The sequence below is a fragment of the Aquimarina sp. EL_43 genome (assembly GCF_943422735.1).
Classification (GTDB): Bacteria; Bacteroidota; Bacteroidia; order Flavobacteriales; family Flavobacteriaceae; genus Aquimarina; species Aquimarina megaterium.
The window spans coordinates 3010820-3030257 of the sequence record NZ_CALSBR010000001.1; the positions used below are offsets into that span (position 1 = coordinate 3010820).

At 32.5% G+C, this 19438-nt stretch carries 23 protein-coding genes; 8 read left to right on the forward strand and 15 right to left on the reverse strand.

What is annotated here, in order from left to right; all coding sequences use genetic code 11:
- Positions 1-3: 3 nt before the first annotated feature.
- Positions 4-882, forward strand: coding sequence for a DUF4846 domain-containing protein (locus NNL09_RS12720; RefSeq protein WP_196910865.1), 879 nt, complete (start codon positions 4-6; stop codon positions 880-882).
- Positions 883-1545: 663 nt separating this feature from the next.
- On the opposite strand, the gene NNL09_RS12725 is transcribed toward NNL09_RS12720, so the two are convergent.
- From NNL09_RS12725 to NNL09_RS12740, 4 genes are read right to left on the reverse strand one after another with little or no spacing between them, the layout of a single operon-like run.
- Entirely contained in the window at positions 1546-2289 is a 744-nt protein-coding gene (locus NNL09_RS12725; RefSeq protein WP_196910866.1) for a LytTR family DNA-binding domain-containing protein, read from the reverse strand.
- A 28-nt stretch (positions 2290-2317) separates the two neighbouring features.
- Positions 2318-2797, reverse strand: a complete 480-nt coding sequence (locus NNL09_RS12730; protein WP_196910867.1) for a hypothetical protein — start codon at positions 2795-2797, stop codon at positions 2318-2320.
- A gap of 11 nt (positions 2798-2808) precedes the next feature.
- The gene (locus NNL09_RS12735) at positions 2809-4536 is read right to left on the reverse strand and encodes a tetratricopeptide repeat-containing sensor histidine kinase (protein WP_196910868.1); all 1728 of its coding nucleotides are present in this window, start codon (positions 4534-4536) and stop codon (positions 2809-2811) included.
- A gap of 1 nt (position 4537) precedes the next feature.
- A complete protein-coding gene (locus tag NNL09_RS12740; RefSeq protein ID WP_196910869.1) occupies positions 4538-5032 on the reverse strand; it encodes a hypothetical protein in 495 nt (164 codons plus the stop codon).
- A 494-nt stretch (positions 5033-5526) separates the two neighbouring features.
- Here NNL09_RS12740 and NNL09_RS12745 point away from each other — a divergent pair, with 494 nt between their 5' ends.
- Together NNL09_RS12745 and NNL09_RS12750 are read left to right on the forward strand one after the other, a co-directional pair.
- Positions 5527-5904: a hypothetical protein gene (locus NNL09_RS12745; protein WP_025664962.1), complete on the forward strand. Its 378-nt coding sequence runs from the start codon at positions 5527-5529 to the stop codon at positions 5902-5904.
- Between the two features lie 4 nt (positions 5905-5908).
- Complete coding sequence (locus NNL09_RS12750; protein ID WP_196910870.1) at positions 5909-6904, forward strand: FAD:protein FMN transferase; 996 nt, start codon at positions 5909-5911, stop codon at positions 6902-6904.
- A 3-nt stretch (positions 6905-6907) separates the two neighbouring features.
- Here NNL09_RS12750 and NNL09_RS12755 read toward each other — a convergent pair whose 3' ends face one another.
- From NNL09_RS12755 to NNL09_RS12770, 4 genes are all read right to left on the reverse strand, one after another.
- Positions 6908-7675, reverse strand: coding sequence for a class I SAM-dependent methyltransferase (locus NNL09_RS12755; protein WP_196910871.1), 768 nt, complete (start codon positions 7673-7675; stop codon positions 6908-6910).
- A 47-nt stretch (positions 7676-7722) separates the two neighbouring features.
- Positions 7723-8541, reverse strand: coding sequence for a type I methionyl aminopeptidase (gene map, locus NNL09_RS12760; RefSeq protein ID WP_025664959.1), 819 nt, complete (start codon positions 8539-8541; stop codon positions 7723-7725).
- 115 nt (positions 8542-8656) lie between these two features.
- The gene (locus tag NNL09_RS12765; RefSeq protein ID WP_025664958.1) at positions 8657-9118 is read right to left on the reverse strand and encodes a RidA family protein; all 462 of its coding nucleotides are present in this window, start codon (positions 9116-9118) and stop codon (positions 8657-8659) included.
- Positions 9119-9126: 8 nt separating this feature from the next.
- Complete coding sequence (locus tag NNL09_RS12770; protein WP_196910872.1) at positions 9127-9714, reverse strand: thioredoxin family protein; 588 nt, start codon at positions 9712-9714, stop codon at positions 9127-9129.
- Between the two features lie 165 nt (positions 9715-9879).
- Between NNL09_RS12770 and NNL09_RS12775 the strand changes: the two genes are divergently transcribed.
- The gene (locus tag NNL09_RS12775; protein ID WP_196910873.1) at positions 9880-10731 is read left to right on the forward strand and encodes a hypothetical protein; all 852 of its coding nucleotides are present in this window, start codon (positions 9880-9882) and stop codon (positions 10729-10731) included.
- A gap of 146 nt (positions 10732-10877) precedes the next feature.
- The gene (locus NNL09_RS12780) at positions 10878-11039 is read left to right on the forward strand and encodes a hypothetical protein (RefSeq protein ID WP_196910874.1); all 162 of its coding nucleotides are present in this window, start codon (positions 10878-10880) and stop codon (positions 11037-11039) included.
- 99 nt (positions 11040-11138) lie between these two features.
- Here NNL09_RS12780 and NNL09_RS12785 read toward each other — a convergent pair whose 3' ends face one another.
- The 3 genes from NNL09_RS12785 to gpmI form a co-directional block, all read right to left on the reverse strand.
- The gene (locus tag NNL09_RS12785; RefSeq protein ID WP_196910875.1) at positions 11139-12233 is read right to left on the reverse strand and encodes a FecR family protein; all 1095 of its coding nucleotides are present in this window, start codon (positions 12231-12233) and stop codon (positions 11139-11141) included.
- A 25-nt stretch (positions 12234-12258) separates the two neighbouring features.
- On the reverse strand, positions 12259-12825 hold the full coding sequence (locus tag NNL09_RS12790) for an RNA polymerase sigma factor (protein ID WP_025664954.1): 567 nt from the start codon (positions 12823-12825) through the stop codon (positions 12259-12261).
- A gap of 224 nt (positions 12826-13049) precedes the next feature.
- Positions 13050-14567: a 2,3-bisphosphoglycerate-independent phosphoglycerate mutase gene (gene gpmI, locus NNL09_RS12795; protein WP_196910876.1), complete on the reverse strand. Its 1518-nt coding sequence runs from the start codon at positions 14565-14567 to the stop codon at positions 13050-13052.
- A 314-nt stretch (positions 14568-14881) separates the two neighbouring features.
- Between gpmI and NNL09_RS12800 the strand changes: the two genes are divergently transcribed.
- Both NNL09_RS12800 and NNL09_RS12805 read left to right on the forward strand, forming a co-directional pair.
- Complete coding sequence (locus tag NNL09_RS12800; RefSeq protein WP_025664952.1) at positions 14882-15265, forward strand: ankyrin repeat domain-containing protein; 384 nt, start codon at positions 14882-14884, stop codon at positions 15263-15265.
- Positions 15266-15480: 215 nt separating this feature from the next.
- The gene (locus tag NNL09_RS12805) at positions 15481-15861 is read left to right on the forward strand and encodes an ankyrin repeat domain-containing protein (RefSeq protein ID WP_025664951.1); all 381 of its coding nucleotides are present in this window, start codon (positions 15481-15483) and stop codon (positions 15859-15861) included.
- A gap of 43 nt (positions 15862-15904) precedes the next feature.
- Here the strand turns inward: NNL09_RS12805 and NNL09_RS12810 are convergent, their stop codons facing one another.
- The 4 genes from NNL09_RS12810 to NNL09_RS12825 all read right to left on the reverse strand — a co-directional run bounded on the left by NNL09_RS12810 (position 15905) and on the right by NNL09_RS12825 (position 18860).
- Complete coding sequence (locus tag NNL09_RS12810; RefSeq protein ID WP_196910877.1) at positions 15905-16675, reverse strand: M48 family metalloprotease; 771 nt, start codon at positions 16673-16675, stop codon at positions 15905-15907.
- 164 nt (positions 16676-16839) lie between these two features.
- Positions 16840-17316: a CAP domain-containing protein gene (locus NNL09_RS12815; RefSeq protein ID WP_025664949.1), complete on the reverse strand. Its 477-nt coding sequence runs from the start codon at positions 17314-17316 to the stop codon at positions 16840-16842.
- 199 nt (positions 17317-17515) lie between these two features.
- Positions 17516-18241: a M15 family metallopeptidase gene (locus NNL09_RS12820; RefSeq protein ID WP_196910878.1), complete on the reverse strand. Its 726-nt coding sequence runs from the start codon at positions 18239-18241 to the stop codon at positions 17516-17518.
- Positions 18242-18275: 34 nt separating this feature from the next.
- Positions 18276-18860, reverse strand: a complete 585-nt coding sequence (locus NNL09_RS12825) for a ClpP family protease (protein WP_256525686.1) — start codon at positions 18858-18860, stop codon at positions 18276-18278.
- Between the two features lie 118 nt (positions 18861-18978).
- Here NNL09_RS12825 and NNL09_RS12830 point away from each other — a divergent pair, with 118 nt between their 5' ends.
- Entirely contained in the window at positions 18979-19404 is a 426-nt protein-coding gene (locus NNL09_RS12830) for a GNAT family N-acetyltransferase (RefSeq protein WP_025664946.1), read from the forward strand.
- The last annotated feature ends 34 nt before the right edge of the window (positions 19405-19438 follow it).

Consider the following 19438-nt stretch of genomic DNA (forward strand, 5'->3'; position numbering starts at 1 on the left):
TTTATGAAGAAGTATATAGTATCTCTGGTTGTAATCATTGTTTTAATATTGGTATTTAAGAATACATCAAAAGGAAAAATGGTAACCAATCATGTAAAAGGCATCGTTACAGATGTAGTTACAAAAACAAGTTATATTAATAGTAAAGGAGATTCTATCTCAACTCGGGTTATGATTCCTGATGGGTATAAGAGAACAGAATATATGTCAGGCTCTTTTCAGGAATATTTACGTCATTATCCGTTAAAATCTTATGGAAGCAAGATTATAAATTATGATGATAGCGAATATTTTGCACAACATTGGCACGAAGCAATTCTAGAAGTCCCTGTTCCTTCAAATGGATTACAACAATGTGCAGATGCATTGATGAGAATTCGATCAGAATATTTGTGGGGGCAAAACAGAAAAGATGAAATAGGGTTTAATTTTACCTCGGGTCATTATTGTTCGTGGCGTAAATATGCACAAGGATATCGCCCAAAAATAAATGGCAACAAAGTAACGTTTCATAAAACGGCATCCCCCAATGATTCTAAAGCTAATTTTTATAAATATTTAAATCTTATATATACTTATGCAGGAACCCTATCGATGCATAACGAACTACAAAAAATATCAGTAAAAGATATACAAATTGGTGATATGCTTGTCAAACCTGGTTCTCCAGGGCATATTGAAATCATAGTAGATGAAATCATAAATGATCAAGGAGATAAGATGTATCTTCTGGCTCAGGGAAATACACCAGCTCAGAATGTATGCCTGCTTAAAAATTTTGAAGATACTGCAATCTCTCCATGGTATAAGTTTGACGAAAACCAGCCTGTATATACACCGAGTTATTATTTTGAAAAAGCACAATTTATTAGGTTTAAGTAAATGTTTCAATGTAAATATATTTGATGCTGAAGTTTTTATTAGACCTCACAGGTTTTTAAAACCTGTGAGGTCTTGAAGATACTTAATGATATGAACATTGAAGTAAGAGTAATTATTGGGATTACGTACTTAAAAAATTACTCTTTTTGCTCTATACCTCAAAATAAGATGTAACTGCAGGCTATACTTAATATCTAATCGAGCTTAGTACAAGCTTTTGTTTTTTGTTTAAAATAAAAAATGCTATTGTTCTTACGAGCACATTCAAATTAGAAATAGTATTATACCCAATATGGATACACTTATGCTTTAGTTTTTAACGCTTATGACATTACTTTTAAGAGGTAGTGTAAATCTGATTAATTTTACCGTAGAAATGATAATAAAACCAGATTCGATAACCAATTAAAAGCGTGCGAAGAAGGAAGTAGTAGTGTGAGAATGAATTATTAAGATTGGATTTGCGATTATAGCATGAATAGAATTTGTGTTTAGTCAAATAAAATTAAAACGTTCATACATTTAGTTTTTATAGAAAATATGCTGCTTCTGTTGAGGGTGAAATGGGGGTTTGCCGTTACGGCAGGAGCAGCCATATTTACCAAAGGTAATGTGTTTGTTTTACTTGGTGCTAATAGTATATATCTTAACAATACAATGCATTTAGTTTAATATATCGTTATCCTTTATAAATAAAGCTTTATAGCGTTCGCTAAATGGGATTTTGGCATCGTTCTCTAATATGATAAGATTGTCTTCGAAGTAGATTTCTTTAATTTTTTTAATATTGACCAAAAAATTACGATGCACTTGCGTAAAATCTGGATTCGATAATAGCTCTTTTACTTTTATTAAGGACAGCTTAATCAAAAAATTACCTTCTTTACTTATCAGATTACAATATTTTTCTTTCACCTCAATATAATGAATAGATTCTATAGCTAATTTCATAACACTTTTATTCTTTTTTACAAAAATATAAGTAGGACTCAGTACTGCATTTTCTGAGTTAAAACTTAAGGTATTAGATTGTTTATAGTGCTTTTCGATAGCAAGCTCTATAGAAAATAGAAGTTCTAAGGTGTTATATGGTTTAAGTAAATAAGTTGCTGGTTGTGTGAGTTTAGCCAGGTCAAAAAAATGTTTACTCTGCGTACTGGTCAAAAATAAAAAAGGGATGTTAAGTTGTTGCTCATTAATCTGTTGTGCCAAAACAATACCATCGGGTCTCCCGTCTATCATAATATCCAAAATGATCATGTCAAAGAAATGATCTTGTATTTTTCTTTCGGCATCTTGTATCGTTGAGGCTCTCGTCACTTCAAAATTATTATCGCTCAAAAATTCTGAAATTTCTTTAGCTTCTTCGTCTTCGTCTTCTAATACTAATAATCTTAATGTTTTCATATATAAAGTTACACAAATAATTAAAGTATTAGAACGAACTATAAATTTCCTTTTTTAAGGAATTTTTTTGCTTCAACCCTAATACCCTTAAGTTAAGTTTTGCATTGTCAGTCTGAGACATCCAATAAAATTTTATCCAGTGTTTAAGCTGACGTTTTAAAGCAGAGCTTTGAAATCTTTTTTCACCAGTATAAGATTTGTTTTGCGTTAAAAAATCTTGAAGCCTTGGAAAGATTTTAGCACAATAAATCTGGTTTTCAGTGAAACTGAAAAATACCTTGAAAAAAGTGCCTTTTCTTTTGGTTCGTTTTCTTTGGGCAAGCAAAGAAAATGAACAGAAAGCCAAATCAAAGGAAATTAGATGAAATTTAAGAGTGTATAAGTTTGTGAGAAACAAATCATTATGAAATACGTCAATGGTAGCTTGTCGAAGACCAATTAAAGTTTCGTTTTTATACGTACTTATATCATATCCTATCCCTGGAGAGTTTTGAAATCTTGGCATCATACGTATAGGTGTTAATCAATTCCTTTGGGTAATACAATCTTGATACTTGTTCCTTTACTGGGCTCACTATCAAATAGTATTTGCCCATTGTTTTTTTTGATAAGTGTATGGCATAGCAGTAGTCCAAGACCTACTCCCTTAGACCGATCAATTTTATCGGTGGTAATGTCATGTAATGAGTTGATTTTGGCTAAAATCTCTGGAGGAATACCCGCTCCCGTATCTTTAATCTCAATAAAACATTCGTTCGCAGTGTGATCACCAGATGTTATCGTAATCTTCCCTTCGTTTTTAGTGTATTTAATAGCATTATCAAGAATGTTACGAAGCACAATTTTTAGGGATTCTTTATCAACTGTAACCAAAATAGAAGCATCTAATGAGGTGTTGAGTACAATGTTTTTGGTTGTTGCCAAATACTCATAATCATTTATAACATGTTCAAGAATGGGTTTTAAAGGATATGTTTGGGGTTCAAAGAATAATTGTTCACTTTGCTCTAATGACCAGTGCAATACATTGTTTAATAAATGACTGGTAGACTCTGTTAAGGTAATTGCAGTGTTTGTGGTTTTTTTGATTCCCAATAAATCTTTTTCGGCTATGTGATCCAGCAATTTTTCATGTTGTCGTTTTAACGCATTAACAGGAGATCGCAAATCATGCGAGACTACAGAAAATAAGTAATCTTTGGTGGTGTTTGCGATATCCAATTGTTCTTTTTGTTCTGTAATCAATTTCTTTTTACCAATTAACAATTTGTAAAAATAGCCCAGAACACCAATAAACAATAGTAAGAGCGAGCTACCTATAATTAGACCATTACGTTGCGTTTTTTGTCGTTTTATCTTTTCATCCTGCAACCGTATTTCTTGTTCCTTTTGTGCAATGGCAAGTTGTTTGTCTTTTTCGGTAAGCTCCCAGATCTTATCCCTGTTCCAGATAGAATCTTTCCATTTTCCATATTCTATGTAATACGTTACACTTTCTTGATACCGTTTTCTATTTTTTTCAACTACCGCCATATTTTTGGCAGTATTTTGTTTTAGTACGATATCATGAAATGATGCAGCCAATTGGTAACACTCTTTAAACAAGGCGATAGCTTCTTCATCTCTATATTGGCTATAATAGGCGTTAGCAAGCTCCATTTTGGTGACAATCACAAAAAAAGTATCCTTTTCTTTGATTAAGGCTAATTCTTTAGAAAAATAATCCTTTGTATTTGCATACTCTTTTTTATGTAGATAAGAAATACCCAGATTATGGTAAGCGGTTTTTAGTAAAAGTTCGTCTTTGGTCTCTTCATCTTGATTTAACCATTTTTTATAATACTGTATAGATTGATCATAATCCTCCAACCCCAAATAGACTCTTCCAAGTTTATGGTTTTTAAGCCCCGAAAATTTAAAATTTTCAGAAATACTGCCCATGTTTTGGAGGGATTTAGTATACAAGTTTTTGTCAAGTGCGCTTACACCTTGTATATAATGCAGGATATCCCGTTGTTCCTGATGTTTTGTGATTTCTAATGCTTTACCGGCATAGATATAACAGGAATCCAACTTATGATTACGATAAAATTCTACAGCATTACAAAAATCAGTAGTAACCACCTTTTCTTTACAAAAACTATCCAGATGATTGTAAAATGAGTTGAGTTGACTGGTTTTTTGAGACTGACCATGCATAAACGTATATCCAAGAAGTACACACCATATGATAATCGTTTTATGCATTTTATTGTCCACTCGTTACAGGAGTAGTCACTGTACCCCTATCGGTTTCAGGATCTAGGTTTTTATCATGTACTACAATAGCTTCTACACTCTGTGTTCTTAGAGATGTGATTTTATAATCTATCTGTATATGGTACATATCAAATTCTGAAGGAATAGGATCTGTAGAATCATATACAATATTAAAATCCCGGGAAACGACCAAACCACTTTCAGTATGTATAGTGGTTTTTACATCTGTAACTCCGTTGTAATTAAAAAATATGGTCTTTTCTTCATTTAAAAACAAACCACTACTGGTGTCTTTTAAAGGATCTAGTTTAACGGGTAAAAATGAAATGATATTAACAATATAATGTCTTTCTCCTTTGGGATTGGCATATATATTAGCTAAAGATTGTTGTGGGACTTCTGCCAGGGGAATAGGTTGGGCATTTATTTTATTACAAAAATTAATTACGAAATCTAATCCGGCCAAAGTAATTTTATTTTCCATAGGGTATGTTTAATACGGTTATTATAATTAAAAAACGTTAAGAGTTTTAATACACTAAAAAAGATAATTCTACAGACGTTTTCAGGACTATCAAATTATCACATTAAACATACAATAATTTCTCTGAATGCGTAAAATAATGGCTATATTTTATACTATTATTTACAATATATACGGTAGGTAAATGATATAAATATGTCTGTTCGAGTGATTTTTCGCAATGATAATGGAGAAAAATAGTACTTCGACAGGCTAAGCAGAACTATCGAGAACCGGTTTTAAAAGTGAAAATGTAAAATACTAAAGTAAAAAAAAATGAAGCCGGAATGAATGCTGAATATCGAGTAACGAATACAAAATGTAGAAGCAGTTTTGTTTCTTTTTTACGGTTGAGGTAAGCAAAGAAAGGTTAACAGGAGGGGTGAATTAAGATTACAAATTTACTCGTTGTATAATTCAGAATTATATTTCCAAAATAATATCTTTGCAACGCTATGACCAGAATACTTACTAAACAAGAATTACATAACCTTGCAATGAATATTGTAGGTGAAGAATTAGAAAAAAAAGGCTTCGAATTTATTGCTATTAATAGCACTTTGGGAAAACATCCTCAGTTTGTGTGTATTGATAAATCTAATCAAAGATATTTTGTACTTGTTAAAGCAGTTTCGTATCCAGATAACCCTCATAATTATGATATGATCTGGATGGAGTCGTTTAAAAAACACGCTATAGAACAAGAAGCAAAAGTGTTCTATGCAGGTGTTGGGTTACAAAATTCTGAAAACCCAAATAAACCGGTACTTTTAAACGAAGAATATATTTTGGAATACGCAGGACTACAAACCATTGAAACTCATCTGAACTAAAATTATGATTCGAAAAATAGGGATAGTTGTATTAATAGGGATATTTTTCTCATGCAAAAAGGAATCTAAGTTACACCTTAATTATACGAATGGAAAAGCTTTTGGAACCACGTTTTCAGTTCAGTTTATAGATGATAAAGAGTATGATTTTTCAAAATCATATGATAGTTTGATAAATGTGATCAACAGATCAATGTCTACTTATAGTAAGGATTCTGATATATCGAGAATAAACTCTGGCGATACTACTGTAGTGATTGATGAACATTTTATAAAAGTATTTGATGCTTCTAAAAGGATACATAAAGAAACAAATGGAGCTTTTGATCCTACAATTGGGATTTTGGTAAATGCATGGGATTTTGGACCAGAAGGAAAAATAGCCTCTTTAGATAGTCTTAAAATAGATAGTTTATTGCTCTCGGTTGGTTTACACAAAGTAATACTGAAAGAGAATAAAATTGTAAAAAATGATCCTAAAACATATATCGATTTTAATGCATTGGCAAAAGGATATGGAGTAGATGTTTTTGCTGAATTTTTTGAAAGCAAGGGGTTTAAGAATTACCTGGTTGAGATAGGAGGGGAGATTAGAGGTAAAGGAAGTAATGTAATTAAACAAAAACCATGGAGAATAGGGGTGGAAGATCCTAATTTTGATGACACACAATCCTATAGTAAAGTAATTTCATTACACGATGAAGCTATGGCGACTTCTGGCGGATATAGAAAGTATAAAATTGATGAAAATGGAGAGCGATATATTCATATTTTGAATGCTAAAACGGGATACCCATTAAAATCAAATCTTCTAGCGGTTTCTATTATTGCCAATACCTGTATGGAAGCAGATGCATATGCGACTGCATTAATGTCGATGGGATTAGAAGGTTCAAAAAAATTCTTAGAAACGCATCAAGAACTCAAAGCATTCTTTATTTATGAAGATCAAAATAAAGAATTAAAAACACTAACTATAAATGGTTTTCCTGAAAAGTAAGTATTAAGGCTTATAACAAACAGGAAGGATTTCTCCAGGAGCAAGACAGTATTTTGTTACACATTCTTTTGATAAAATATTAGTGTAATCTACCTCGTCAACTTTAAAACCAATAGCTCTTAATTTTTCGAAATAATCTCGACCATAAACTCTTACATGATCATATTGACCAAATATTCTGGCGCGTTCTTGTGGATCTGTAATGCTATCATCCTCAAAGGTTGTGTCTCTATTTAGATCCTGAGGAATTTGAAGAATGGCCATTCCACCTGGTTTTAAAACCCTTAAAATTTCTTGCATTGCTGCAGTGTCATCAGGGATATGTTCTAAAACATGATTACAAAAAATAATGTCATATTCACCATCTGCAAAGGGTAAATTACAAATATCTGCTTTTACGTCTGCTAACGGGGAGTTAAGATCAGTAGTAGTATAATCGAGATGTTTTAAATTTCTAAATCTTTTATAAAAAGCCTGCTCTGGAGCGAAATGTAATACTTTTGCAGGAGTAGTAAAAAATTCGGTTTCATGAGTTAGAAATAACCAAAGTAACCTATGACGTTCTAATGATAAAGTCGAAGGAGATAGCACATTGTCTCTTTGTGTGCCATATCCGTAAGGCAAAAAACGAGAAAAACTTTTACCATCAATTGGATCGGTATAAGTATTCCCTCGTAACCATAATGATAGTACGGGACGCACCATATAACTCAACCGAATCAATAGTGGTCTGGGGATGGTATTAAGTATGAATTTAAATAGTTTTTTCATTTTGAAAAGCTACACAAAGCAGACTTTGAGTACTTAAAGAATACATACTATACAGTCAATACTTCTTGTCTAAAGGCATCTTCTTCATTAGACTCAATGCCTAATGCCTGATAGATATATTTAAAGGTCGAGAGAATTTCAGGCTTTCCGTCGATTATAGCTACGTCATGCTCAAAATGAGCACTTGGTTTCCCGTCTGCCGTAAGAATAGTCCAACCATCTTGTAGTTGTTTGATACGATGTGTTCCCATATTTGTCATAGGTTCTATAGCAACGACCATACCTTCGATAAACTTTTTCCCCTTACCGCGACGTCCATAATTAGGCATCTCGGGATCTTCATGCATTTTTCTACCCAAACCATGACCTACTAATTCTCTAACTACACCATAACCGGCTTCTTCGGTAAACTTCTGGATTGCATATCCAACATCACCTACTCGTTTTCCAACTTTAAACTCGGCAATCCCAACGTATAGCGATTCTTTAGTAATACGAAGTAAACGTTCTACTTCTTTTGATACTTCACCTACAGGAAATGTATATGCATGATCTCCATAAAAATCATTTTTAATAGCACCACAATCAATAGATATAATATCACCTTCTTCTAATGGATTGTTATTCGGGATCCCATGAACCACTTGAGCATTAGGACTCATGCATAAGGTATTTGGGAAATCGTACAATCCCAAAAAACCAGGAATTGCACCATGATCTCTAATAAATTCTTCTGCAAGTTTATCCAACTGTAGCGTAGTTACCCCAGGTTTAACTTCAGAGGCTAACATCCCTAATGTCTTAGATACAATTAATGCACTTTCTCGCATTAATTCTATTTCTTCACGTGTTTTAGTAATAATCATATGTAAACAATTCCTTGATAAAAGAAGGCAAATTTACAAAGAATAATGCTTGTTCTGTTCAACAGCACCCTCTATTTTGATATTTCACTTTTTTACGCTATTGGTTAGAGTACTTTTAAGTGGTTTTTAATGTAAATGAAGTAGTTAGGCCTACACAAAAATTTCGAGGTAACTTATCCACTCCAAAAATTGCTCTTGTGTGTGTACCTTTTTCTTCTAGTATCTTAATAAATAGATCTGAAGCGCCATTTACTACAATAGGAGAATCGTCCCAATGAGCACCCGACTGAAAGTAAGCATCAATATGATTGAGTCCTTCAATAGCATCAAAGCCAATTTTTTTATCTATCTGGGCAAGAACATTAAGAGCACATAATTTCATAGCTTCATATCCTTGATCCGTTGTTACGGTATCTCCTAATCTGCCTTGATATAAGTATTCACCATTTTGAATAGGAAATTGAATAGCTACATAGGCAATATTACCTCTTATATTTACAGATACATAAGACCCTCCCGGAACTGATATTTCAGGTAATTGGAGTCCAAGTGTGTTTAATTTCTCTTTTGGTGTCATCGAATTATTTAATCTTCGTAAGAATGTTTATAAGGTTGTTCAGAAACAATTGCCAATATGTCTTTTTCGAGGGTTTCTCTTGCAAATTCTACATAACGCCCTATTTCTTCTCCGTTTTCATAAAAGATAAAGGTTGGCACTCGCATAATGTCTAAATCTTTTTCAAAACCTTCGGGAGTATCTTTAGATTTTGTTACTGTTATTAATTCCAGATTTTTATAACTAAAATTAGAAGCGTCCAGTATTTTATAAAATGTGGGAGTTTCTCTTTTACTGTCACTACACCAAGTGCCCATAAAAGCTTTAATCGTAATACTTTTTAGGTATGGAGATAATTTCTCTACAGTTCTGGTATCGACAGTATAATTTTTGTAATTAGCATTAAACCAATTTCCATATGGCTCTTGCTCTAATGCTTTTCGATCTTGTTTGCCGACTAAAAAATCTGATTTAGAGCTATTTTTCTTTTCAGTTGAAACTTGCTGTTGATTACTTTTCATTAGTTCTGCATTAGAATTTTTATCATTTGTAACAGTAGAAGTACTTCCGCAAGAAAAAAGAAAACCGGTAATAGCTAAAAAAAATATTTTTTTCATTTTGATCCACAATTGTTTGCTCTGCCAATTTATATAAATTCTAATGCTTGATCCAGTGATTTGATACTAGTTTAACAAATAATGAAGTATCGACGCAGCGTTTTTATTTTTCTGGGGTTTAATAGATAGAAAACAAAGATAATATTCACTTAAAAAAAGAAAACCATGAAAAAATTATTGATTTGTGCCCTGATTTTTGGCCTAGTAGTGAGTTGTACTAAAAATGATGTTGATGATAATGTTTCTGAACAAAATAATAAAGAAACATTCGAATTGAGTAAAACCGTGAACTTGGCTATGGATGATTTTGGGAAAATTTCGGAACAGGCTTCTTTAGATCTTAAAAATTCCTCTAAAAATAGTAAAGGTACCTGTTTCTCTATTGAATTATTAATTCCTTATCAGGAAAAACCTATTCTGGGTTTTTCGGAATATGGTCATTACAGTAAATTGATTTTTAATGATGCAGGAGACCAATGTCAATTTGACGATTGGACAGGTAGTTTAGAATACTATGTAGCCGAGGATTTACCATCTAAATTTAAGGATTCTGCAGTGTTTAAAAATGTGCAATACGATCGGGGATATATTTTTGATGGGTATAGAGTAGCTCAAAAAAATGAAGAACAAAGCACCGATGATATTCCGGTATTTGATGTAAAAATAGATGGAGTTATTACAGCTCCTGATGGAGAAACATATCAGTATACAACCAATAGAAATTTTTCTTTTCAAAACCGTTTTACAAAAGAAGAGGTTATTACTTTAAAAGAATCTTCGTCATTAGAAAATCTAAAAAAACCATTCTTTATAAAAACAAAATCTGTTGATGGATCTCCAATAGTATATAAAGCAGCATGTTTTGAAGGATTAGATTTTTATAAATATCCTGTGCAGGGGTCACAAGACTATTCTAGTAATTTTGGAGTTAATTTTAATATTAATTTTGGCGACGGAACCTGTGATCGTGAGGTTATACTTACTTCAATAGAAGGGACGATAACTTTTGATCTATAAATAATAGATTAAGTTTAAAAAAACCGGCCTATAAAACATTTTATAGGCCGGTTTTTTAATATACAAATAATGTATTTATAACCCGTTGTGCATTTAGAAATTAATAACATAAAAAAGCGTCAATTCGAATGGTTTTTCGAAATAGAATGAAGAAAAAATGTACTTCGGCAAGCTCTGTAGAATTATCGAGAATAGCTTTTTTAATTCAAAATTCTTGTCATCCTGAGTATATCGAAGGGCTCAATACACTTCTTCCTTTGATCGAAGCACTCGAATTGACGAATTTCGAATTAAAAAACCTCAAATGAACAACGGGTTGTATTTATAGTAAGAAGTACTAAAAGAATCAGATGTGTTAAAATATCTTTTTAGAGTTTACAAAGAAAATATTTGCGCTATACAAATTTTTAATTTGCACAATTACCTTCTCTTATAAGTATAAAAATCTCACCTTCCTTTTCTATTCTTACGTTGAATTTCTTAGCTAATTCACTCAATACTTTTTTGGTAGTTGCATTGCTAAAAGATCCCGTGTATTTACAATCGAGTAGAGGACTGCGTTTTAATCTAATTTTGGCATCGAAGTTTTCACCCAAATCACTTATAATTTGGTTCACGCTAATGTTTTGATAATGTAAAACACCAGTTTTCCAGGCAAATTGATTTGGAGATCTTTTAAGAAGCATAATTCCTTGGGGGGTGATACTAAAACTTTGCCCCGAAATTACATTTTGTTTTTTACCAGTTGTTCGATGAATTATTTCTGCAGAACCTTCAATAAGCGTTATATAATCGGCATCTTTTTCTACAGATATTGCAAAAGAATTTCCGCTAACCCGAACATTACAATAGTTTCCGTGTATCACGAATGGTTTTGATTCATTTTTCTGTATTGAAAAGAATAGAGTACCAACAAGATCAACTCTTCTATAGCTTTGTATCGAAGTATTAAAATTAACTTTGCTATTTTTTCTCATTACCATCGTACTCGAATCGGGAAGCTTAATATACTTGGTGCTTTTTGTTGAAGCATATTTTTCTGAAGCAATGTAGGATACCCCAATAAATCCTTTTTCGTTACTTTCTTCGTCTGGTTCTAAAATGGTAGAATCTATAGAAAAAGTTTCTGTTTTAGAAGTTTTCACAGGCTTACTTTCTGTATTCGATTCTACAGGTTTGACTTCAATAATTTTTGGTTGCTCTTCTATTTGAATTGTTGTTTGAACATTTTTTGGTTCGACAGAATCAATGTTTTCTTGGTGTGATGGAGTGATTTCGGTATTTTTAGAAGTAGTGTCATTCATTACGTAATACAGAATGAATATAGCGCAAAGTAATACGGCAATAACAGTTATTTCATACCAAGGTATATAATTGCGTTTAACCTTTTCTTCCTGTACTGCATTGTATATGTCATCAAACCTATCCTTCGATGGTATAATCGAATCACTTTTAAATTTTGCTTGTAAAAGCGGTTTTAAAAGGTCTTTATCATCTTTCATTTGTTACTCATTTAGGTTTTAAACGTTAAAACTTTACAACTCCATTATTCCTCATACGCTCTAATAGCTTCTTTCTTGCTCTGGTATAGTTAGATCTTGATGTACTTTCTTTAATATTAAGCATTTCTCCTATTTCTTTATGAGAATATCCTTCTATGGCATAGAGGTTTAGAACATAGCGATACTGTTCGGGTAAATCACTAATAAAGATTCGTAGCCTCTCTATTGATATTTCCTTAGATAGATAGTCTTTTTCGGGCTCTTCTAGTTCTTGTACCTCATTTTTGTTAATGAAATCTTCATGATCTATATGAATCGTTTTTTTCATTTTATGCCAATGATCAATGGCACAATTCACAACAATTCTTTCAATCCAACTCCCTAGCGTTCCTTTATGACGGTATTTTTGAATACCTTTAAATACTTTGATAAAAGCTTCTTGTACAATGTCTTCTGCGTCAGATTGATTTACACAATAGCGAAGACCCACCGCAATCATTCGCGGTGCAAAAGTATTGTATATTTTTTCCATGGCATCCCGATTACCCTTTTTACAGGCTTTTACTAGTCTGTCTTGTTCTTTTTTATTCATGAATAAGGGTTAGTGCTTAACTCATATAATGTATAACCAAGAATATTGGGTTTCGCTGCGTACTAATTCTACTTTTTTTATTTACATAAAAACATATAATCTATGTTAAGGTAACAAAAGAATTTTGAAAAATAAAAAGACAGAAAAACACAAGTCGCATAAAAACACTCTTTTATGCGACTTGCTTCAAAAAAAGAAATTATTTTATAGTATCCTTTTGAATGCTATTTTAGTAATGAATCTTGTGTCATAGTCTTAGGTTTTTCTATTCCCATAAGATCAAGAATGGTTGGAGCAATATCTCCTAAAACTCCATCATTTATTTGTATCTGCTCATTATCGATTAAGATAAAAGGAACGGGATTAGTTGTGTGGGCTGTATGTGGTGTGCCATCTGGGTTAATCATAGTTTCGCAATTACCATGATCTGCAATCAGGATGGTAGCGTATTGATTATCTAGAGCGGTAGTTACTATATCTTTTACACATTGATCTACGGCTTCACAAGCTTTAATAGCAGCTTCCATTACTCCTGTATGCCCTACCATATCACCATTTGCAAAGTTTAAACATACAAAATTAACATCGCCTTTTTGTAGTTCTGGTACCAAAGCATCTCTTAATTCAAAAGCACTCATTTCGGGTTTAAGATCATATGTTGCTACCTTTGGAGAATTTCTTAATATTCTGGATTCTCCTTCAAAAGGTTCTTCTTGTCCTCCAGAAAAAAAGAAGGTAACGTGGGGATATTTTTCTGTTTCAGCAATCCTAATTTGAGTTTTACCGGCTTTAGAAATGATTTCTCCAAGAGTTTCGGTAATATTATCTTTATTATAAATAACATTAATACCTTCAAAGTTTTCATCATAGTTGGTCATTGTAACATAATGTAAAGAAAGCCTGTGGGTATTATACTCGTGCATATCTTTTTGAGAAAGCATTTCGGTTAACTCTCTACCTCGATCTGTTCTGAAATTAAAGAAAATTACAACATCGTCATCGTTTACGGTAGCGACCGAAACTCCATTTTCTTGAAGTATAATTGGTTTGATAAATTCGTCGGTAATGTCGTTGTCGTAACTATTCTGAATACTGTCGAGGGCATCAGTGCTAGGTTCTCCAATACCATTTACCAAAAGATCATAGGCTAATTTAACACGCTCCCATCTTTTATCTCTATCCATAGCATAATATCTTCCTACAATAGAGGCTAGTTTACCTGTAGTTTTAGACATATAATCCTGAATATTTTTGATGTGAGTTTTACCAGACTTCGGATCTACATCACGACCATCGGTAAATGCATGAAGGAAAACATTTTTTAATTCATAAGAGTGAGCTGCGTCAAGTAATCCTTTAATATGATCGATATGAGAGTGAACTCCACCATCACTTACCAGACCCAGTAAATGAACATTTTTATTTTCTTCTTTGGCATAGCGAAAAGCATCCAGAAGAACAGATTCTTCTTTTAAGGTGTTGTTTTTAACTGCCATATTGATTTTGGCCAAATCCTGATATACAATTCTACCAGCCCCAAGGTTCATATGACCAACCTCACTGTTTCCCATTTGTCCATCTGGCAAACCTACATGAAGTCCGTCTGTACGTAAAGAAGCATTAGGGTAGTGAGTGTATAAACTATCGATATACGGAGTGTTTGCATGATCAATTGCAGATACTTTAGGATCCGGTGATGTTCCCCATCCATCCAGGATCATCAGGATTACTTTTTTGTTCATAATGTATTCTTAATTAAGGTTTTTGGTTGGTTATTTTTTGAGTCTAAAATCTCAAAAAAATGAAATAAGAAACAAAGTTACAACTTCGGCTACAAGCACACAAAAAGCTTATGTTATTCCTATATGATTTATACCTTTTTGTAATATTAACTGACACGTAGTTTTTGTGAAATTATTAACGAATTTGTGTAGGGAAGGTTAAAAGTAAGTTATTCTTAAAATTATGCAGTTTTTTATGAGAATAATGTAATTCATTTGCACCATCAAATTTTGGCATTGCACAAATCAATAATGAACTTATAAAGATAAAAAAAATGAAAAAGCTATCAATTTTAGTAATGTGTATGACGGTTGGTCTGGTTTTAGCAAACGATCCCGTGAAAAACCTTAATGCATATAAGGTTGCAAAAACAGAAATTATTAATGTATCTCCTTTTTGTATTTCAATCGCTAAAGGCGATTATGAAATGGTAAAGAAAATGGTCGAATTAGGGAGTGAAGTAAATAAGTTTTCAGAAGGTATGACACCTCTTATGTATGCTGCTCGATATAACCGATTAGAGATCATTAAGCTTTTGGTTGCTAATGGAGCAAAAATCAATATTAAAAATGCGAAAGGTTATAATGCAATGAAATATGCAGAATTATCTGGAGCCAAAGAAGCTGTAGCCTTGTTATTAGAGCTTAAGAAAAAGTAATTACTCAGAATTAGTTTTTAAACCAATATAAACCCCGTCTATCATTTTTATAATGGTAGGCGGGTTTATTGTATAGAAACGAATCGTTTTTATCAAAATATTTTGTTATAAGAAAGTTAAAATCCTGTTATTTGGCAAAAGGAGATGTAACATGATACCGATTCTAAGGTCGTACTGTATATAAGTCAATCAAATAAACTTAAAATCAATTCATCATGAAAAAAACAGTTTTAGCAACCTTATTGGTTATGTGTATTACTTCTGTAAGTTTAGCTACAGAAACAAATGTGACTACTGCTAGTCATAATTACGATCTTACAACATATAAGACAAGTCCGTTTTGTATGGCAATTGTAAAAGGAGATTTAGAGACTGTAAAAAAACTAATTGAATTCGGCAGTGATGTTAATCAAAAATCTGACGGAATGACACCACTTATGTATGCTGCACGATATAACCGTGCAGATATTATTAAACTGCTTGTGAAAAATGGAGCAAATATCAAAGCTAAAGATAGCAAAGGCTATACAGCAATGAAATTTGCAAAGCAATCTAATGCTAAGGACGCAATAGCTCTTTTAGAGAAATTGTCATAAGTATAGAAGCCATTGCTTGTTGATATGAACAGGCAATGGTTTTTTATTGTACACTGCTATATTCTCGTATTGCCTCTTTGATTTTTTCTATACGATTTTCAGGATCGGGGTGGGAGCTTTGAAATTCGGGAACACGGTTAGGCCCGGCAGCAGCTTTTAGAATTTTCATTACGCCAATCATTTCTTCGGGATTATAACCCGAATTAATCATAAACAAAACGCCTAGCTTATCACTTTCTAATTCATCACCACGGCCATTTTTTAATAAAACATTTTGTCCGATACCATTTACGATTCCACCAGCATCTGCACCAACTGAAGCTCCGGTAGATATCGTTTTCCAGAATTCATGCTCTGCTATTCTTTCTGCAGAATGTCTTCCTAATACATGACCGATTTCATGACCCAATACACCAGCAACCTGGTCTTCATTTTGTAATTTGGATAATAAAGCATAGGTTATAAATATTTGCCCTCCTGGTAATGCAAAAGCATTAATGGTATTAGGATCGGCTAATAAATGAAATTCATATTTGTAAGGGGTTTGTTTTGCCATACTCGAATTGACTAATTTGTTTCCAACCATATCGATATAGCTTTGCAATTTTTGATCAGGGTATAATCCTCCATGTTGTTGGGCCATTTCAGGAGCACTTTGTAGTCCAATTGCGATTTCCTGATCACTTGTCATATTAATATTTTGTACTCTATTGGTATATGGGTTTAGCGTTTTATTATTACATTTTTTAAAAAATGCAAAAGCTATAATTGCTAAACCTATTAATATTCTGATTTTTAAGCCGCCACGTCTCATTATAAATTAAATTTTAATATCATAAAGCTTAAAGTTAATAAATATAAAAGTTGCTTACTAATAAAATGTAAAAACACTTCTTAGTAAGCAACTACTAGAGGTACCGTTTCCTAATTTTAAGAAACAAGATTAGTGCTAACCTTGCATAGTTGAGTTTGCAGAGTTTAGCGGTAAAATATTTGTGTATAGTAGTATCTGCCACTTCCATCTTTTATTGCGGCAATACCAGTATGGGTATAATTACCCTCAATGTTTTTTCTATGTCCTTCACTATCAATCCATCCGGCTACAACACTTTGGGCATCGGGATAAAAACTAGCTACATTTTCTGCCATTCCTGTGGCATTTTCCTTTTCTCGTAAAGTGTCAAATTTAGTATCGAAATTATCATGATTGATATCACCTTTAGAAATCATATATCGTGTATGATCGGCAGCTAGTTGCTCGGCGGTTGTATTTTTTGCCAATGCCTCTAGTCCTTTAGTTTGTCGGTATTCATTTACCAATTTTAATATTTCGTCTGTAATCGAAACCTCACTTGGAGTTTCTGTAATGGTATTATCATCATCATCCTTTGAACAAGAAAAAGCAGTGCATAAAAGCACAAAAACACAAAAGTATTTAATTAAAGAAGTTTTCATTAGTATGGGGTCTTTATTTTAATAGATAACTAAAATAGTATAATTTTAGTATATAGAACTTATTTTGATTTTTTTGATTCAATCGAAAAAGAAGATTTTTTTATGCTGTGTAGCATTGTTGCAGAATAATAAAAGGTAATTTTGAATATAAAGAGACATTTTTATAGGGAGTATAAAAATTAATATGAGTTTTATGAAGCTACAATAATTTGGGGTTAATATCTGATATATTCTCTGCAATATATTGTGTTATAAAATCTTCTGAGAAAAAGTTACTACCAAGCAGTTTTGCCTTTTTTAACTCTTCGGCAATGTCGAGTTTTTGATATGATTTTAACATAGGAATAGAAAGTGGGGCATACGAATAGTGCCAGGGTTCGTATTTAAAACCTTTTCTGTTTTCTTTATCTGTATATACAAGGTAGAAACCAAAAGAGTTTGCATGTTTATCCATCCATTCTTTAAACTTGCAAAACGGACCATCGCCTTCAAAATTTTTGGCAAGAAGTAACCCTTTGGGTTGTGGAGCATTACCATCTACAATATCTAAATCGGTACCCCAATGATGTCTTGAGGTACCGGGAATAGTAGAATATTCTATAATCTTTTGTATTGCTTTAATTGGGGTTAAACCTTCTTTTGTAAACTTTTTGTATTTACGTTCCCAGATTCGATTTTGGTGCGCATAGTTTCTATAGCTGGATACAACTTTTATTTTGAATCCACTTTTTAGTGCTTCAGTCTTCATTTTAAGAAAAGCTTCATAAGCATCTTTTCGAAGCTTATATCCATCACCAAAAAGTGACGGATTACTTTTTCCCATAAGATCATCTTTAGAGAATTCTGACAAAAGCATAGAAAATGATGATAATGAAACTCCAATCATTCCCAGGGCACTAATACCAATAAAATCTCTTCTTACCATAGGGATCTGATTATAATTATATCATTTTGGATCATTATTCCAGAATTCCATCTATAATACCGTACTCTACTGATTCTTGAGCATCCATCCAATAATCACGATTAAAATCCTTCAATACTTTCTCAACATCTTGTCCGCAGTTATCAGCAAGGATTTGAGCACTTAATTCTTTAGTCTTAAGAATTTCTGCAGCTTGGATTTCTATGTTAGAAGCTTGCCCTCTGGCTCCACCACTTGGTTGATGAATCATCACTTTTGCATGAGGTTGTATAAACCTTCGACCTTTTTCACCAACACTTAGAAGAATTGATCCCATAGAAGCAGCTAATCCTGTGCAAATCGTAGAAACCGGACTTTTTAAACTTTTTATAGTATCATACATTGCAAACCCTGATGTAACATATCCTCCAGGACTATTAATATATAATTTGATTTCTTTGTCGCTTATCATATCCAGATACATGAGTCTGTCGATTACATGTTTAGCCGACTTGTCATCTACCTGTCCCCAAAGAAATACACTACGTTCCTCCAGAAATTTTTTGTCGATCAGATCTTGTGTTTTTCCTGATTTTTCTTTCATCTTTATATTTTTTGTTCTTTTTAACTTGTTTGTAATACTAAAAAGGATGCTATACAAAGCCAATAAAACAATAGAATTGGTATATTCTTTCTTTTTTAAGAATTCTTTACATCTTTGAGATAAATGTATAATTATTTTTGCAGAAAAACATCATATGGATTTAGCATTTCACAAAATTTTAAAAGAGGACTTTGATATTATTTTACCATTACTTCAGAAATTAATGAATAATCAATTTTCTGATGCTGTTTTAACAGAACGGTTTAGTGAAATGTTTGAGCAAAATTATGAATGTTGGGGAGTGTATTTGGATGAAAAGCTAATAGGGTTTTTTGGGTTATGGTTTATGACACGTCATTATGTTGGGAGATCATGCGAACCAGATCACGTATATATTGATGAAAAGAATAGAGGCAAAGGAATAGGGAAGAAAGTATTTAACTGGATTTATGAATATGCAAAGAGTAGGGGGTGTGAGGCTTCTGAATTAAATAGTTATGTGGTAAACTATCCTTCGCATAAATTCTACCTTAATGAAGGATATGAAATATGGGCACATCATTTTGTGAAAAAGTTATAGAATTTTGATGAAAATGCTTTTGTGTAACCTACAA

Bases quoted from the DNA above. Each gene is read 5' to 3' on its own strand.
- NNL09_RS12720 (WP_196910865.1), top strand. From the start codon at position 4: ATGAAGAAGTATATAGTATCTCTGGTTGTAATCATTGTTTTAATATTG.
- NNL09_RS12725 (WP_196910866.1), bottom strand. From the start codon at position 2,289: ATGAAAACATTAAGATTATTAGTATTAGAAGACGAAGACGAAGAAGCT.
- NNL09_RS12730 (WP_196910867.1), bottom strand. From the start codon at position 2,797: ATGATGCCAAGATTTCAAAACTCTCCAGGGATAGGATATGATATAAGT.
- NNL09_RS12735 (WP_196910868.1), bottom strand. From the start codon at position 4,536: ATGCATAAAACGATTATCATATGGTGTGTACTTCTTGGATATACGTTT.
- NNL09_RS12740 (WP_196910869.1), bottom strand. From the start codon at position 5,032: ATGGAAAATAAAATTACTTTGGCCGGATTAGATTTCGTAATTAATTTT.
- NNL09_RS12745 (WP_025664962.1), top strand. From the start codon at position 5,527: ATGACCAGAATACTTACTAAACAAGAATTACATAACCTTGCAATGAAT.
- NNL09_RS12750 (WP_196910870.1), top strand. From the start codon at position 5,909: ATGATTCGAAAAATAGGGATAGTTGTATTAATAGGGATATTTTTCTCA.
- NNL09_RS12755 (WP_196910871.1), bottom strand. From the start codon at position 7,675: ATGAAAAAACTATTTAAATTCATACTTAATACCATCCCCAGACCACTA.
- map (WP_025664959.1), bottom strand. From the start codon at position 8,541: ATGATTATTACTAAAACACGTGAAGAAATAGAATTAATGCGAGAAAGT.
- NNL09_RS12765 (WP_025664958.1), bottom strand. From the start codon at position 9,118: ATGACACCAAAAGAGAAATTAAACACACTTGGACTCCAATTACCTGAA.
- NNL09_RS12770 (WP_196910872.1), bottom strand. From the start codon at position 9,714: ATGAAAAAAATATTTTTTTTAGCTATTACCGGTTTTCTTTTTTCTTGC.
- NNL09_RS12775 (WP_196910873.1), top strand. From the start codon at position 9,880: ATGAAAAAATTATTGATTTGTGCCCTGATTTTTGGCCTAGTAGTGAGT.
- NNL09_RS12780 (WP_196910874.1), top strand. From the start codon at position 10,878: ATGAAGAAAAAATGTACTTCGGCAAGCTCTGTAGAATTATCGAGAATA.
- NNL09_RS12785 (WP_196910875.1), bottom strand. From the start codon at position 12,233: ATGAAAGATGATAAAGACCTTTTAAAACCGCTTTTACAAGCAAAATTT.
- NNL09_RS12790 (WP_025664954.1), bottom strand. From the start codon at position 12,825: ATGAATAAAAAAGAACAAGACAGACTAGTAAAAGCCTGTAAAAAGGGT.
- gpmI (WP_196910876.1), bottom strand. From the start codon at position 14,567: ATGAACAAAAAAGTAATCCTGATGATCCTGGATGGATGGGGAACATCA.
- NNL09_RS12800 (WP_025664952.1), top strand. From the start codon at position 14,882: ATGAAAAAGCTATCAATTTTAGTAATGTGTATGACGGTTGGTCTGGTT.
- NNL09_RS12805 (WP_025664951.1), top strand. From the start codon at position 15,481: ATGAAAAAAACAGTTTTAGCAACCTTATTGGTTATGTGTATTACTTCT.
- NNL09_RS12810 (WP_196910877.1), bottom strand. From the start codon at position 16,675: ATGAGACGTGGCGGCTTAAAAATCAGAATATTAATAGGTTTAGCAATT.
- NNL09_RS12815 (WP_025664949.1), bottom strand. From the start codon at position 17,316: ATGAAAACTTCTTTAATTAAATACTTTTGTGTTTTTGTGCTTTTATGC.
- NNL09_RS12820 (WP_196910878.1), bottom strand. From the start codon at position 18,241: ATGGTAAGAAGAGATTTTATTGGTATTAGTGCCCTGGGAATGATTGGA.
- NNL09_RS12830 (WP_025664946.1), top strand. From the start codon at position 18,979: ATGGATTTAGCATTTCACAAAATTTTAAAAGAGGACTTTGATATTATT.